Origin of the sequence: Streptomyces omiyaensis (genome assembly GCF_014650895.1) — a bacterium.
Classification (GTDB): domain Bacteria; phylum Actinomycetota; class Actinomycetes; order Streptomycetales; family Streptomycetaceae; genus Streptomyces; species Streptomyces omiyaensis.
On sequence record NZ_BMVV01000005.1, the window covers coordinates 184,381 to 198,966 of the forward strand.

Genomic DNA, 14,586 nt, shown 5'->3' on the forward strand with positions numbered 1-14,586 from the left:
TGACGCCCCGCCCGTAGCACAGAGGTATCCACGTGACCACCACTCCACCGTCCTCCGCCTTCGCGTCCGCGTTCGCCGCGGTCGATCTCGGCGCCACCAGCGGACGGGTGATCGTCGGCCGCGTGGGCCCGGACAACCTCGACCTCACCGAGGTCCACCGCTTCCCCCACACACCCGTGCGGCTGCCGGACGGCCTGCGCTGGGATGTCCTGGCCCTCTTCCAGGGCACCCTCGACGGACTGCGTGAAGCCGCCCGCTCCGGGGGCGTCGCCTCCGTCGGCGTCGACACCTGGGCCGTGGACTACGGGCTCCTCGACGCGGACGGGGCCCTGCTCGGCCATCCGTTCCACTACCGCGACGGCCGGACCGACGGCGCCGCCGCTCACGTCTGGGCCGAAGTCGGCGCCGAGGAGCTCTACGGCATCACAGGACTGCAGCACCTGCCGTTCAACACGGTCTTCCAGCTCGCCGCGAGCGCGGACACCGCCCAGCACGATGCCGCCCGCACCCTGCTCCTCGTCCCGGACCTGCTGATCCACTGGCTCACCGGCTCTGTCGGAGCCGAGGAGACCAACGCCTCCACCACAGGTCTTTTCGACGCCCGTACCGGCACCTGGTCCAAGGACCTTCTGAACCGGCTCTCTCTCGATCCTGGTCTTTTCCCGCCGCTCCGCGCCCCCGGTGACCCCGCCGGCACCCTGCTCCCGCACGTCGCCGCGTACACCGGTCTCGACCCGCGCACCCCGGTGACGACGGTCGCCTCACACGACACCGCCTCCGCCGTCGTCGCCGTGCCCGCGACGGAGCCCGACTTCGCGTACATCTCCTGCGGAACCTGGTCGCTGGCCGGGCTCGAACTGGACGCGCCGGTGCTGAGTGAGGAATCCCGGGCGGCGAACTTCACCAATGAGCGCGGCATCGACGGCACGATCCGCTACCTGCGCAACATCATGGGCATGTGGCTCCTGGAGGAGTGCCGGCGCACCTGGGAGAAGGAGAAACTCCCCACGCACATCCCCACACTCCTCGCCGATGCGGCCCGCGCCGAGCCCTTCGCCTCGATCGTCGACCCGGACGCCCCGGAGTTCCTCGCTCCCGGCGACATGCCGGCCCGCATCCGGAACTACTGCGCCCGCACCGGGCAGCGTTCTCCCGGCAGCCAGGGCGCGGTGGTGCGCTGCATCCTGGAAAGCCTGGCGCTCGCCCACCGCCGCACCTTGCGGCAGGCCGCCGAGCTCTCCGGCCGGGACATCACCCGCGTCCACCTCGTCGGCGGCGGATCGCGCAACGACCTGCTCTGCCAACTCACCGCCGACGCCACCGGCCTGCCCGTCGTCGCCGGCCCCACCGAGGCCACCGCGCTGGGCAACATCCTCGTCCAGGCCCGCGCCGCCGGCCTGGTCGGCGACCTCGCCGACATGCGCCGCCTGATCGCCTCCACCCAGCACCTGCGGCACTACACCCCCCAGGGCGACGCCGCCGCCTGGGACGCGGCCGCCGCCCGACTCGCCCCCGCCCCGAGGAACCCCTGATGCGTGTCGCCCTCTTCGCCACCTGCGTCAACGACGCGCTCCACCCCTCGACGGCCGTCGCGACCGTCCGGCTTCTCGAACGCCTCGGTGTCGCCGTGGACTTCCCGGCGGCGCAGACCTGCTGCGGTCAGCCCCAGTTCAACACCGGCTACCGACGGGAGACCGAACCGCTGGTCCACCGCATGGCCCGGGCCTTCGAGGGCTACGACCACGTCGTCACCCCGTCCGGCTCCTGCGTCGCCATGATCCGCGACAACTACCCGCGGATCGGCAGCAAGGCCCGGGCCGAAGGACGCGGTGACACCCTCGCGCAGGCGTCGGACTCCCTGGTTCCCCGGACATACGAACTGACGGAGTTCCTCGTCGACGTGCTGGGCGTGACAGATGTCGGCGCGTACTTCCCGCACAAGGTCACGTACCACCCGTCCTGTCACGGGCTGCGGATGCTCGGCCTGGGCGAGCGCCCGCGCCGACTCCTGGAGGCGGTGAAGGGCCTGGAACTCGTCGAGCTGCCGGGGGCGGAAGAGTGCTGCGGCTTCGGCGGCACCTTCGCCGTGAAGAACCCCGATGTGTCGACCGCCATGGGCGCCGACAAGATTCACCACTCCCTGTCCACCGGTGCCGAGGTCCTGTGCGGCGCCGACAACTCCTGCCTGATGCACCTCGGCGGGATGCTGCGCCGCCAGGACGCCCCGCAGCGAGCCCTGCACCTCGCGGAGATCCTCGCGAGCACGGAAGAGGAGCCCTTCGCATGAGCGGGACCTTCATCGGCATGCCGGCCTTCCCGAAGGCCGCACACGAGGCCGTACGCGACACCACCCTGCGCGCGAACCTGCGCCACGCCACCCACACCATCCGCGACAAGCGGGCGGTCGCCGTGGCCGAGCTGGCCGACTGGGCGGAGCTCCGCGAGGCGGGCAAGCAGATCAAGACCGAGACCCTGCACAGCCTGGACACCTACCTCGTGCAGCTGGAGGAGGCGGTGACGGCGGCGGGCGGCACGGTGCACTGGGCGGCGGACGCGGCCGAGGCCAACCAGATCGTCACGGACCTCGTGAAGGCCACCGGCGAGAGCGAGGTCGTCAAGGTCAAGTCGATGGCCACCCAGGAGATCGGCCTCAACGAGCACCTGGAGGCCGAGGGGATCCGGGCCTACGAGACCGACCTGGCCGAGCTGATCGTGCAGCTCGGCGAGGACCGGCCCTCGCACATCCTGGTCCCCGCGATCCACCGCAACCGGGGCGAGATCCGTGACATCTTCACGTCCGAGATGGGGAAGTGGGGCCGAGAGGCACCCGACGACCTGACCGACAGCCCGGTGGAACTGGCGGAGGCAGCCCGGCTGCACCTGCGGGAGAAGTTCCTGCGCGCCAAGGTCGGGATCTCCGGCGCGAACTTCATGGTCGCCGAGACCGGCACCCTGGTGGTGGTGGAGTCGGAGGGCAACGGGCGGATGTGCCTCACCCTTCCCGAGACGCTGATCTCGGTCGTCGGCATCGAGAAGGTGGTGCCCACCTGGCGGGACCTGGAGGTCTTCCTCCAGACCCTCCCCCGCTCCTCCACCGCCGAACGCATGAACCCGTACACCAGCACCTGGACCGGAACGACGGACGGGGACGGCCCGAGCGCCTTCCACCTGGTGCTCCTCGACAACGGCCGCACCGACGCCCTCGCCGACGAGGTCGGCCGGCAGGCCCTGCGCTGCATCCGCTGCTCCGCCTGCCTCAACGTCTGCCCGGTCTACGAGCGGGCCGGCGGGCACGCCTACGGCTCCGTCTACCCCGGCCCCATCGGCGCGATCCTCACCCCCCAACTGCGCGGCACCACCAGCGAGGTCGACGCCTCCCTCCCCTACGCCTCCTCCCTCTGCGGCGCCTGCTACGACGTCTGCCCCGTCGCCATCGACATCCCCGAAGTCCTCGTCCACCTCCGCGAGAAGGTCGCCGGCCAGGGCGGGAAGGGGCACCGCCTCGAAAAGGTTGCGATGAAAGCCGCCGGGTGGGTCCTCGACCACCCTGGGGTCCTCGCGGCCGGCGAGCGCGCTGCTTCGAAGACCCGGGCCCTGCACCCGAGGAAGCTGCCCGGCCCCGGCGCCCGCCAGTGGACCGAGAGCCGTGACCTGCCCGAACTGCCCGCCGAACCGTTCCGCGACTGGTGGAAGAAGAACCGCACGTGAAGCAGAACTCCCGCGCACGCGTCCTGGGGCGCATCCGCCAGGCGCTCCTCGACGCCCCGCCCTCTCCGGAACCGGCACGCGACTACCTCACCGCCCACACCGCCGACGACGAGGCCGTGATCCTGGACCTCCTGCACGAGAACCTCGCCGACTACCGCGCGAACGTCCACCGGACCACGGAGACCGACCTTCCCGCTCTGGTGGCAAAACTCCTCGACCGGCACGGTGCCCAGACCATCGCCGTGCCCCCCGGTCTGCCCATCGCATGGCTGTCCGAGACGACGGCCCGGCAGCACCACGACGCGGATTCCCTCCTCACGCCGCACGAGCTGGACACCACGCACGCCGTGGTCACCAGCTGCGCCCTCGCCATCGCCGAAACCGGCACGATCGTCCTGGACGGCGGCCCCGGCCAAGGCCGCCGTGCCCTCACCCTCGTCCCCGACCTGCACATCTGCGTCGTGCGCGCCAAGGACCAGGTCGTCGGCTCCGTCCCCCAAGCCCTGCCGCGCCTGGACCCGACCCGCCCTCAGACCTGGATCTCCGGCCCCTCCGCAACGAGCGACATCGAACTCGACCGCGTCGAAGGCGTGCACGGGCCAAGGCGGCTCGATGTTGTGATCGTCACCCGCTGACGAGACGACGGAACCTCAGCGTGGGGCGTCCGCGGCCTGCTCCCAGCGGGCCGCCAGGCTGAGGTGCGAACGGTCAGGCGTAGGGGTTGCAGACGAGGTAGTCGTCGGGGAATCCGCCGCCGTCTTCAGCGCCGGCGTCGTCTTCCCGCACCCTGGAGGACCCGGGACGACCCATACCGACACCTCTCCCCCTGCCGGGGTCCGTTCCGCGGCTTCCCGCAGGAGCGCCGGCTCCGGTTCGCGCCCCGTGAAGTCCCCACCGACGGCGGCGGCACGACCGTGCCCGCCACCGCGACCGCGCGCGTCGGACGCGCGGCCCGCGCCGTGGTCAGCAGCGCCTCCCACTCGTCGTCCGTGAGACCGAGGCCCTCCGCCGGCGCCACCACCGTGCGCCGCTGCGGAACCAGACTGCGCCCCGCTCCATCTCGCCGATGGCCCGGACACTCGCACCCGACGCCTCGGCCAGCTCCTCCATCGTGAGACGGCCTCGCTGCCGCAGGCCACGCAGAACGGCACCGAAGGACTTCTTCCCGTACACAACTCCCCTTCCCGGCTTGGTCGGTCAGCTCGTCGCCCGTACCGCGGCCTTGATCAGGTCGGCGACCCTCCTCGGCTCGGAGAGGGCGACGGCGTGCGAGGCGTCCGGGAGTTCGACGACGACGGCGCCGGCCCGTGCGGCGCCGAAGCGCTGGACCTCGGGGCTGATCGTGCGGTCGGCCCCGGCCACCAGGACCCAGGACGGTTTCGTCCGCCATGCCGCCACGGACGCGGTCTCGGTGAACGCGGCTGTGGCGAGTGGGCGTTGGGCCACCGCCAGTACGCCGGCGACGTCCCCGGGCACGTCCGCCGCGAAGACGGAGGGAAATGCCGTCTCCTCGATGGTGACCTCGACCGCCTGGGCGCCGTCGTGGAGCGGGTAGGTCCACTCCTTCAGGCTGTCCGTCAGCGGAGGACCGGGGAAGCTCTCCTGGAGCCGGCCGAGGCTCTCGCCCTCGTCGGGCACATAGGCGGCCACGTAGACGAGCCCCACGACGTTCTCCGCGGCGCCGGCCACGGTGATCAGCGCACCACCGTACGCGTGGCCGACGAGTACGGCCGGACCCTCGACCTGCGTCAGGACGGAGGCGAGGTAGGCGGCGTCCGATGCCAGGCCCCGGAGCGGGTTCGGCGGGGCGATCACCGGGATACCGCTGCTCCGCAGTTCAGCGATGACGCCTATCCAGCCGGTCGCGTCGGCGAAGGCACCGTGCACGAGGACGACGGTGGGGTGGGGCATGCGAGTTCTCTTCTCGGTGTCGGGCATGACGGAGCGCACGCGTCTCAGCGCCGTCGCTCGTCCTGGGCGTCGGCGGTCATCGGAGCGAAGGCCGAGGTCGCGAGGGCCTGCCATTCGCTGGGGCTCATGCCGTAGGCCCCGCGGAACGTGCGGCTGAAGTGCGAGGGGCTGCTGAAGCCCCAGCGGTGTGCCATCGCTGCCATCGTGATTCTCCGGGTGGAGCGGCCCAGTTCGAACCGGCAGGACTCGAGCCTGCGCTGCCGCACCCACTGGCTCACCGTGGTGCCGTCGTTCTGGAACAGCTTCTGCAGGTAGCGGACGGAGATGTGGTGGGCGCGTGCGATCGACTCCGGTGAGAGGTCCGGGTCCCTCAGGTGCTCTTCGATGTGGGCGTGGATACGGGACAGCATCTCGTTGACGGCCCCGGACGCGTCGTCGGCCGCGTCCGTCGTGTCCGCTTCGAGGAGCTCCATGACCAGGACGGAGAGGAGGCGCACGGCCGTGCGGGCACGCCGGTCCCCGATCGTCGACCTGCGGAACTCCGCCTTGGCGGCGAGCGCGGTCAGGAAGTCGGACGCCAGCGCCCCGATGCCCTCCCCGCCGCGTACGGGGACGCCGAGCACCTGGTCCAGTTCCGGCTCCGAGGCGCCCAGATGGCAGCGGGGAACCCGGAAGAAGATCATCTGACAGTCCTCGCCGAACCGCAGCAGGTGCCGTCGGGCCGGGTCGCAGAAGACCAGGTCGTTCGGCTCCAGCGGGGTCTCGGCACGCTCGTGGACGACGGTGACGGGCCCACGGACGTGGACGCCGAGGTAGATGTGGTTCCGGTCGTTCGTGTCGGGCATCTCGGAGAGCATCTGGACCAGCCGCCCCGAGCGGGAGGAGGGCGAGGTCGGCGCCGTCGCCTGCCGGGGCACCCGTTCGGGCGCACGTGACATGAGTGTGAGGGTCATGGTGATTCCTAGCCGTGGGTTCGTGCAGGCGGAGGGCGGGGTCACGCCCCTCTCGCCGGCTCCTCGGCCAGGAACTTCTCCACCACGGCGTTGAAGGCCGGCGGGTTCTCCAGGAAGGGGAAGTGCGAGCTCGCCACGTCGGGGGCGAAGACGTGCAGGCGTGCGCCGGGAATCCGCTCGGCGACGAAGCGCTGCGAATCGGGGTGCACGTGGCTTCCCTCGCAGCCGATCACCAGGGTCGGCACATCGATCCGGGGGAGCACGTCCCGCCAGTCCTGCGCGCAGTGGTCGAACAGCAGCGGCACGCTCGCGTGGGCGGGTGTCGACCTGATCTCCTCGGCGACGAACGCCAGCACCTCGGGGTCGGGCTCACCGGAGAACATGCCGCGCACGAAGTCGGCGAGGACCGTGTCGCCCTCGGGACCCGCGAGGGCCGCGCCCAGGTACAGCAGCCCCGACACGTCGAAGATGGCGCCGGCGTCCCGCTGATCCCGCTCGGTCATCCAGGGCACGGCGGCCACCGCCGCGGGCTGGTCGACGGCGACGAAGCGCCGGATCCGTCCGGTTCCGTGCTGGTCGACGAAGCTCCACCACACCGAGACGCCCATGGACCAGCCCAGTGCGTCGAAGCGGTCGAGACCGAGATGGTCGACGAGTTCGAGCACGTCGCGGGAGAGCCGGGCGATGCGGTAGCCGTGACGCGGCTTTCCGGACTTTCCGTGGCCACGCAGGTCGACGGTGACGACGCGCCGACCGGGCGCAAGACCCTCGATCTGGTGACGGAACATCGCCTGCGTCTGCCCCCAGCCGTGCAGCATCACCAGCGGGACACCCCCGCCGCCGGTGTCCTGGTACGCGAGCCGTGCGCCGTCCGTCGTGATCAGTTCCTTCATGTCCTCTTCCCTGGTCAGAGGCGGTACGTCGTCCCCGCCCGTCTCGAACATCATCAAATGGGGCCCGCCGCCCGCACCACCGCGAGCTGTAGGAATCGGGCCGTGGATCCTCCTCGCTTTGTCGAAAGCGAGTCCGGGGTCAGACGGCTCCGACGGCGCCGGGTTCGAGGAGTTCCCCGACCCGGAGGCCGAGGTGCAGAGTGAGCCGGTGGGCGCCGTCGTCGAGGTCGAGTCCGGTGATCTCCTGGATCTGGCGCAGGCGGTAGTACAGCGAGGTGCGGTGGATGCCCAGCGTCTCCGCGGTCTTGGGGATCGACCCGGCGTGTTCGAGGAAGCAGCGCAGGGTGTCCCGCAGGCGGTCGCCGCCGTGAGCCTCGGTCAGGGTGCGGAGCGGCTTCGGGACCAGCGACGCGTTCAGGGCGTGCTCGGGGAGCTGGAGCAGCACGGCGAGCTCCCCGAGGAGTTCCCAGTCACCGGTGCTCTTCAGGGAGGGCAGTCGGCGGGCCGCGCGGGCCGCCACGAGCGCCTGCTCGTACGACGTCCACGCGTCGTCCAGGCGGGCGTGCCGGCCACCGACGCCGATCACGGGTTCCGCCGACGGGGCCAGGAAGGTACGGAGTTCACCGAGGATGCGGGCGGACTGGGCGGAGACCTCGTCCGGGTGCGGCGGCCGGTCGCGGAGCTGGAGCAGTATCGCCCGCTCCTTGCCGATCGCGATGAGGCCCTGGGCGGAGCGCGTCTGCCGGTAGCCCTCCAACGCCGCCCACAGGGCTGCCTCGGAATGCCGCACGAGCTCCGTCCCGCAGCTCAGCTGGACGACGGTGACCAGTACGTGCTCCGCCGCGCCGAGCAGCCCCATTTCCTTGCCGCGCCGACGCGCGGTGGTGCGTGCGGCGACGTCGGCGCCGACGAGTTCGAGGGCCAGGTCCCGCTCGTCGGCCCTCCGGGTGTCGGCGGCGATCTGCTCTCCGTGCATCTGGGCCGACATGGCGTCCGCGGCCCGGGCGATGGCCGTCGTCTCCTGCTCCCCCAGTGCCTTCTCGGGCACGACCACCACGAGCAGCCCGAGGAGGTGCCCGCGCTCGCGCAGCGGCACGACGTACCGGGGCAGCAGTCCGAGATCGTCACGGCCGTCGATGAAACCGGGCCTCGACCACTGGGTCACGCCCTGGGCGAGGACGTAGCGGATGGCCGCGTTGTCGGCGCGGCCCTGCAGCAGGGTGCCGATGCGCACCGGGTCCTCGTCCCCGAAGTGGCGGCTCGTGCAGACCATGCGGACCAGCGGGTCGTCGACGGCTACGGACCGGCCGAGCCGCTCCGCGAGCTCGTCGACGAGGGCCTGGAGCTCGGGGCTGCCGGGGCGGGCTCGCTGGAGCCTTACGGTCATGCGCTGTTCCTCTCTCGATCAACTGTCCCCGCGGACTTCTCCATTCCGCGGTTCTTGATCAGTCTGAGGAAACGACGACGTCGGCACATCGCACGAATCGTCCATTGCCATGACGCCCACGTGGGATACGAAGCGACTACTCTCCGCTGTCGCGATGCTTCACCAGCCGGGTCAGCTCCGCGCGCGAGGTGACGTCCAGTTTGGTGAAGGCCCGGCGCAGGTGCGAACTCACCGTGTGCGGTGAGAGGGAGAGCTGCTCGGCCACCTGTTGGTTGGTCAGCCCCCGGGCCACGAGCCGTACCACCCGTGCCTCCGCCGGCGTCAACTCGGGCCATGCACCGTCGAGTCGGGCCGACGAGGGCCGCTTGCGGACACCGGCGGCCCGCAGGCGCCGGCGCGCCCGTGCGACGTCCCGTTCGGCGCCCGCGCGCGCGTAGAGCGCGAGGGCCGTCTCGAAGTACGGCACCGCTTCGGGCTTGCGGGTGGCCGCCAGCTTGCGTCCGGCGTCCTCCAGTGCCGACGCCCGGGCCAGCTCCCGGGGGCAGTCCTCGTACAGCCGGACGGCGCGTACGAGAGGGGCGAGGTCGTTGTCGAGGAGCCCCCGGGCGTGCGCGGCGGTGGCGGCGAGGAACGTGAGGTCGGGATTGAGTGCGGCTCGCCGCTCGGCCTGGGCGACCGCCTGCGCGGCCCGTTCGAGCGCGCCCGCCCTCAGCGCCAGACGGACGAGCACCGGGGCGTCGGCGGGGTCGATCAGGCCGGCGTAGGCGGGCCGGTCCTCGGCGGGTGACGTCATCACCCCGTCGAGTTCGGCCATGGCACGGTCGGGCCGGCCTTCGAAGTCGGCCATCAGCGCCAGCATCCAGGAGCCGAAGTGCCGGACGACGGGTGCGCCGTCGCTCCGCATGCGCCTCGCCTCCGCCGCGTACGCCTGTGCGGTCCGCCGGTCGCCGGTGTGGAGCGCGACGCGCAGCATCACGTACCGGAGCGTGACGTCGGCGAGGTTGCCCGGGCCGGGATCGTCGGGCGCGGACGCGGCTTCGCAGTCGGCCCGGGCGTCCGCCAGCCGTCCGGCTTCCAGAAGGACGCGGGAGCGGGTCATGAGCCACATGCGGGTGGCGGCGGTCCGGCCCTGCTCCCCGGTGATCCGGATGCCCTCCTCCGTGACGGCGAGCGCCTCCGCGGTGCGTCCGGTCGTGTTCGACAGGAGGGCGTGCCACAAGGCCTCCGGAACCCACAGCGAGGTGGTGACGCCCAGGGCGTCGGCCAGCGCGGCGGACCGCTCGGCCTGCCGGAACGCCTCCGTCAGGTCCATGCGGTGGAAACTCACGGCCGAGCGGACCGTCGTCAAGGTGGCCTCGGCAGTGCGGTCCCCCGCTGTCGCCGCGGTCTCCCACGCCTCCGCGGCGACCTGTTCGGCCGCCGCGTGCTCGCCCGACATCGACAGGCCGACGGCGAGCACGGCGAGCAGTCGCCCCTTCGCGGTCGCGGGGATCCCGGGCAGGGCCGCTCCGGCGCGGGCCTGCCGGACGGCCTCGGAGAAGTCGAACGGTACGGCGAGGCGTGCCAGGGCGAGGCGTATGCGCGCCTCGTCCTCGGGCCCGAGACCGCCGGCCGCCAGGGCGGAGGCGCCCAGCTCACGCGCCTGGGCGGCCCGGTCCGTCTGCCACAGCAGCGGGATCGTCTCGGCGATGATCCGCGGCCGCTCCGGAGCGTCCGCCGTGGTGAGTTCCAGGGCCTTGAGGCTGCGCTCTGCGGCGGGTCCGGGAGCGGTGGCCGCGAGTTCCGCCGCTTCGGCGCGCAGCCGGTCGGCCTCCGCGGCGTCCCCCGGCGCCGGCCTCTCGGCCTCCGCGGCATCAGCCGGTGCTCTCCCCGGCGGCAGCCCGGCGGCCTGTCGGTGCAGGGCCTGGCGCAGGGGCAGGGGGAGGCCGGCTTCCACCGCCTCGCGGATCAGGTCGTGGCGGAAGGCGAGGCGATCGCCGCTCTCGGCGAGCAGATCGGCGTCGAGGGATTCCCGTACGGCTGTGATGAGCGCCGCCGAGGACCTGCCGAGCAGTTCGGCAAGGAGCGCGACGGTGACCGTGCCGCCCACGGCGGCCGCCGTCCGCACCAGCTCCCGCGCCTCGTCGGACAGCTGGTCGAGGCGGCGCGCGACAGAGGGGAGTTGCCGTGGGGCGGGGGGTCCGGCCGGTAGCCCGGCCATGCCGTTCTCGATCGTCACCGCCTCCTCGCGCACCGGGCCGAGCAGCTCGACCAGCAGCTGGGGTACCCCCTCGGCGCGGTGGGCGAGGCGGAGGACGTCCGGGTCGGGAGGGGCGCCGAGGACGTCCTCGGTGATCCGGGCGATCGCACGGTCCTCCAGCGCTTCGAGGACCAGCTCGTGTGCGCCCGCCTGACGGATCCTGTCCAGGGTGGTGCGCACCCCGGACGGCACGCTGCCGGCGTGCACGGCGACCAGCCACAGGATCGGGTGCGACGAGAGTCCCGCCGCGAGGGTGTGGAAGGTGAGCAGGGTCAGGTCGTCGCACCACTGGAGGTCGTCGAGGACGACGAGCAGGGGTCCGTTCCGGGCCGCCTCCCGCAGGCGGTCCCCCAGCTCCTGAAGCAGCCAGAACCGCTGGCCGGGTGTCGTGGCGAGGTCCCGGAGACGTTGGGCGCCCGACAGCGGTTCCTCGCCGGAGAGTACGCCTTCGAGGAGCGGCCCGAGCGGGGCGAACTGTTCGCCGGGGTCCGCCGCCCCCTCGAACACCCGCGTGCCGCGCCGCCTCGCGGCCGCCGCGGCCTCGGCGAGGATCCTGGACCTGCCGATTCCGGCGGGGCCCTCTACGCGGACGATCCCGCCTTCGCCGCGGCCGAGCGCGTCGAGCCGCTCCTCGACGAACGCCAGTTCGGCGTCCCTGCCCCGGAGGGGTGTCCGTACGCCGTCGAACTCCTCGGGCACGGTCCTTGTCGTCACTCGGTTCACGCTCATACGGCGGAACAGTATGAACCATGTGAACCACCCCGGCGTCGCCCGGCCCGGGGCCCCGTCTCAGTCGAAGCGCAGGTCGGCGAGTTGCCGTTCGAGGACGGTGACGTCGTCCTCGGGCTCTTCTCCGACCGGGCGCGCCGCCATGAGCGCGGCAAGCCCGGCGCCGGCGCGGCGGACGCGGCCGGGCAGGCCGTCGGTGTACTCGTCTCCCCCCGAGCCCCAGTCCTCGGAGGCCGCGAACACGGCGGTGGGGACGACGACGGCGCGGAGATGGGCGAAGAGCGGGCGCACGGCGTGCTCCAGGACCAGGGAGTGGCGGGCGGTTCCGCCGGTCGCCGCGGTCAGGACCGGCTTCCCGGAGAGGGCGTCCGGGTCGATCACGTCGAAGAAGGACTTGAAGAGACCGCTGTAGGAGGCCGCGAACACGGGAGTCACGACGATCAGACCGTCGGCCGCCGTCACGGCGTCGATCGCGGCGCTCAGTCGCGGGGGTGGAAATCCGGTCACGAGGTGGTTGGCGATGTCGCCGGCCAGTTCGCGCAGCTCCACGACCCCCGTCGACGCCTCGTGCCCCCGGGCGGCGAGTTCGTCGCGGGCCGATCCGGCCAGCCGGTCCGCGAGCAGGCGGGTGGAGGAGGGGGTGCTCAGCCCCGCGGAGACGACGGTCAGCTTCATGCGGCGGGCACCTCCCCGAGGGCTCGGAGCGACGCGTGCGCGGGGGCCTCCGGCACATCGACCGGACGTCCCTTCGCGAACTCCCTCCGCAGGACGGGCACGACCTCCTCGCCGAGGATGTCGAGCTGTTCGAGCACGGTCTTCAGGGGCAGGCCCGCATGGTCCATCAGGAACAGCTGGCGCTGGTAGTCGCCGACGGTCTCCCGGAACGACAGGGTCCGCTCGATGACCTGCTGGGGCGAGCCCACCGTCAGCGGGGTCTGCTCGGTGAAGTCCTCCAGCGACGGTCCGTGGCCGTACACCGGCGCGTTGTCGAAGTAGGGACGGAACTCCCGTACGGCGTCCTGGGAGTTCTTCCGCATGAAGACCTGTCCGCCCAGGCCGACGACGGCGTCCTCCGGCCGGCCGTGACCGTGGTGCGCGAACCGGCGGCGGTACAGCCGCACCATCCGCCGGGTGTGGTCGGACGGCCAGAAGATGTTGTTGTGGAAGAAGCCGTCGCCGTAGAAGGCGGCCTGCTCCGCGATCTCGGGGGACCTGATGGAGCCGTGCCAGACGAAGGGCGGAACGCCGTCCAGGGGCCGCGGTGTCGAGGTGAAGGCCTGGAGCGGCGTACGGAACGTGCCCTCCCAGTCCACCACGTCCTCGCGCCACATCCGCCGCAACAGCGCGTAGTTCTCCTTGGCGAGGTCGATGCCCTGGCGGATGTCCTGTCCGAACCACGGGTAGACGGGACCGGTGTTGCCGCGGCCCAGCATGAGGTCGACCCGGCCGTCGGCCAGGTGCTGGAGCATCGCGTAGTCCTCGGCGATCTTCACCGGGTCGTTGGTGGTGATCAGCGTCGTGGACGTGGACAGGATCAGTTTCTCGGTGCGGGCGGCGATGTAGCCGAGCATGGTGGTCGGTGACGACGGTACGAACGGCGGGTTGTGGTGCTCGCCGGTCGCGAAGACGTCAAGGCCGACCTCCTCGGCCTTGAGCGCGATCGCGACCATCGCCTTGATGCGCTCGTGTTCGGTCGGGGTGCGACCGGTGGTGGGGTCGGGGGTCACGTCCCCGACGGTGAAGATGCCGAACTGCATGGGGTGTCTGCTCTCCTGGCTGGTCCGGTTCCCGCGCCGGAGAACCGGGGGCCGGGGTGACGCCGGGGGGTCCGGCGTCACCCCGGCGGGTCAACGGTGGGGCGTCACTTCGCCAGGAAGGCGAGGAGCGCGGTGTTGACCTCCTCGGCGTGGGTCCACAGCAGACCGTGCGGGGCGCCCTCGATCTCGACGTAGTCCGCCGACGGGAGCGCCTTGTGGAAGGGACGCGCGGTGCCCTCGGCGGGCAGGATGCGGTCGGCGGTGCCGTGCAGGATCAGCGCCGGCACGTCGACGGCGGGGATGTCGGCGCGGAAGTCGGTGTACCAGGTGGCCGGAGCGGCGGAGGCGGCGAAGGAGCCGCCGCGGGCGGCGGTGTTCCAGCTGTTGCGGACGGCCTCCTCGCCGATGCGGGTGCCGAGGTTCTCGTCGAGGTTGTAGAAGTCCTCGAAGAAGGCCGTGTAGTAGGCGTACCGGTCGGCCTTGACGGCGGCGACGACGCCGTCGAAGAACTCCTTCGGGGCGACGCCGTCCGGGTTGTCGTCGCTCTTGAGCAGGCACGGCTCCAGGGAGGCCAGGAAGGCGACCTTGGCGACGCGCTCGGAACCGTACGTGGAGACGTAGCGAGCGACTTCGCCGGTGCCCATGGAGAAGCCGACGAGGACGGCGTTCCTCAGGTCGAGGCTCTCCATCACGGTGTTCAGGTCGGCTGCGAAGGTGTCGTAGTCGTAGCCGGTGGTCGGCTGGGAGGACTGCCCGAAGCCGCGGCGGTCGTACGTGATCACCCGGTAGCCGGCGTCGAGCAGAGCGGCGCTCTGGCGCTCCCAGGAGTGGCCGTCGAGCGGGAAGCCGTGGATGAGGACGACGGGCTGCCCGGCTCCCTGGTCCTCGAAGTACAGCTCGACGGGGTTGGTGTTCTCCTGGCCCACGGTGATGTACGGCATGGGTGTGCTTCCTCGATTCGGGTGGCGGGTCCGCGCGTCGGAGCGGCGCGGTGTGCCCGTCACGCTAG

Annotated in this window: 12 protein-coding genes; 4 read left to right on the forward strand and 8 right to left on the reverse strand. The window is 71.9% G+C overall.

Annotation, left to right across the window (positions count from 1 at the left end):
* Positions 1 to 32 precede the first annotated feature (32 nt).
* Genes IE287_RS10980 through IE287_RS10995 form a run of 4 tightly spaced genes read left to right on the forward strand, consistent with a single transcriptional unit; the run spans position 33 to position 4,343 of the window.
* On the forward strand, positions 33 to 1,532 hold the full coding sequence (locus IE287_RS10980; protein WP_229883401.1) for a rhamnulokinase: 1,500 nt from the start codon (positions 33 to 35) through the stop codon (positions 1,530 to 1,532).
* Entirely contained in the window at positions 1,532 to 2,287 is a 756-nt protein-coding gene (locus tag IE287_RS10985) for a (Fe-S)-binding protein (protein ID WP_189848772.1), read from the forward strand. Before IE287_RS10980 ends, IE287_RS10985 begins: the two co-directional genes overlap by 1 nt.
* Positions 2,284 to 3,708 (forward strand): LutB/LldF family L-lactate oxidation iron-sulfur protein, encoded by a 1,425-nt coding sequence (locus IE287_RS10990; protein ID WP_189848773.1) that lies wholly within the window; start codon positions 2,284 to 2,286, stop codon positions 3,706 to 3,708. The genes IE287_RS10985 and IE287_RS10990 overlap by 4 nt, the downstream gene beginning before the upstream one ends.
* Complete coding sequence (locus tag IE287_RS10995; RefSeq protein ID WP_189848774.1) at positions 3,705 to 4,343, forward strand: LutC/YkgG family protein; 639 nt, start codon at positions 3,705 to 3,707, stop codon at positions 4,341 to 4,343. The genes IE287_RS10990 and IE287_RS10995 overlap by 4 nt, the downstream gene beginning before the upstream one ends.
* A gap of 562 nt (positions 4,344 to 4,905) precedes the next feature.
* Here the strand turns inward: IE287_RS10995 and IE287_RS11005 are convergent.
* From IE287_RS11005 to IE287_RS11040, 8 genes are all read right to left on the reverse strand, one after another.
* Positions 4,906 to 5,619 carry an alpha/beta fold hydrolase gene (locus tag IE287_RS11005; protein WP_189848775.1) on the reverse strand — a complete coding sequence of 238 codons (714 nt, stop codon included), beginning with the start codon at positions 5,617 to 5,619 and terminating at the stop codon, positions 4,906 to 4,908.
* A gap of 44 nt (positions 5,620 to 5,663) precedes the next feature.
* The gene (locus IE287_RS11010) at positions 5,664 to 6,572 is read right to left on the reverse strand and encodes a helix-turn-helix domain-containing protein (protein ID WP_229883402.1); all 909 of its coding nucleotides are present in this window, start codon (positions 6,570 to 6,572) and stop codon (positions 5,664 to 5,666) included.
* A 41-nt stretch (positions 6,573 to 6,613) separates the two neighbouring features.
* Entirely contained in the window at positions 6,614 to 7,465 is an 852-nt protein-coding gene (locus IE287_RS11015) for an alpha/beta fold hydrolase (protein ID WP_229883403.1), read from the reverse strand.
* A 139-nt stretch (positions 7,466 to 7,604) separates the two neighbouring features.
* Positions 7,605 to 8,852 carry a PucR family transcriptional regulator gene (locus IE287_RS11020; protein WP_189848778.1) on the reverse strand — a complete coding sequence of 416 codons (1,248 nt, stop codon included), beginning with the start codon at positions 8,850 to 8,852 and terminating at the stop codon, positions 7,605 to 7,607.
* A 136-nt stretch (positions 8,853 to 8,988) separates the two neighbouring features.
* Positions 8,989 to 11,820 carry a helix-turn-helix transcriptional regulator gene (locus tag IE287_RS11025; RefSeq protein ID WP_189848779.1) on the reverse strand — a complete coding sequence of 944 codons (2,832 nt, stop codon included), beginning with the start codon at positions 11,818 to 11,820 and terminating at the stop codon, positions 8,989 to 8,991.
* A 60-nt stretch (positions 11,821 to 11,880) separates the two neighbouring features.
* Positions 11,881 to 12,495 (reverse strand): FMN reductase, encoded by a 615-nt coding sequence (locus IE287_RS11030; protein WP_189848780.1) that lies wholly within the window; start codon positions 12,493 to 12,495, stop codon positions 11,881 to 11,883.
* A complete protein-coding gene (locus IE287_RS11035; protein ID WP_189848781.1) occupies positions 12,492 to 13,577 on the reverse strand; it encodes an LLM class flavin-dependent oxidoreductase in 1,086 nt (361 codons plus the stop codon). Before IE287_RS11035 ends, IE287_RS11030 begins: the two co-directional genes overlap by 4 nt.
* Positions 13,578 to 13,681: 104 nt before the next feature.
* Positions 13,682 to 14,518, reverse strand: a complete 837-nt coding sequence (locus tag IE287_RS11040) for an alpha/beta fold hydrolase (protein ID WP_189848782.1) — start codon at positions 14,516 to 14,518, stop codon at positions 13,682 to 13,684.
* Positions 14,519 to 14,586: the final 68 nt, after the last annotated feature.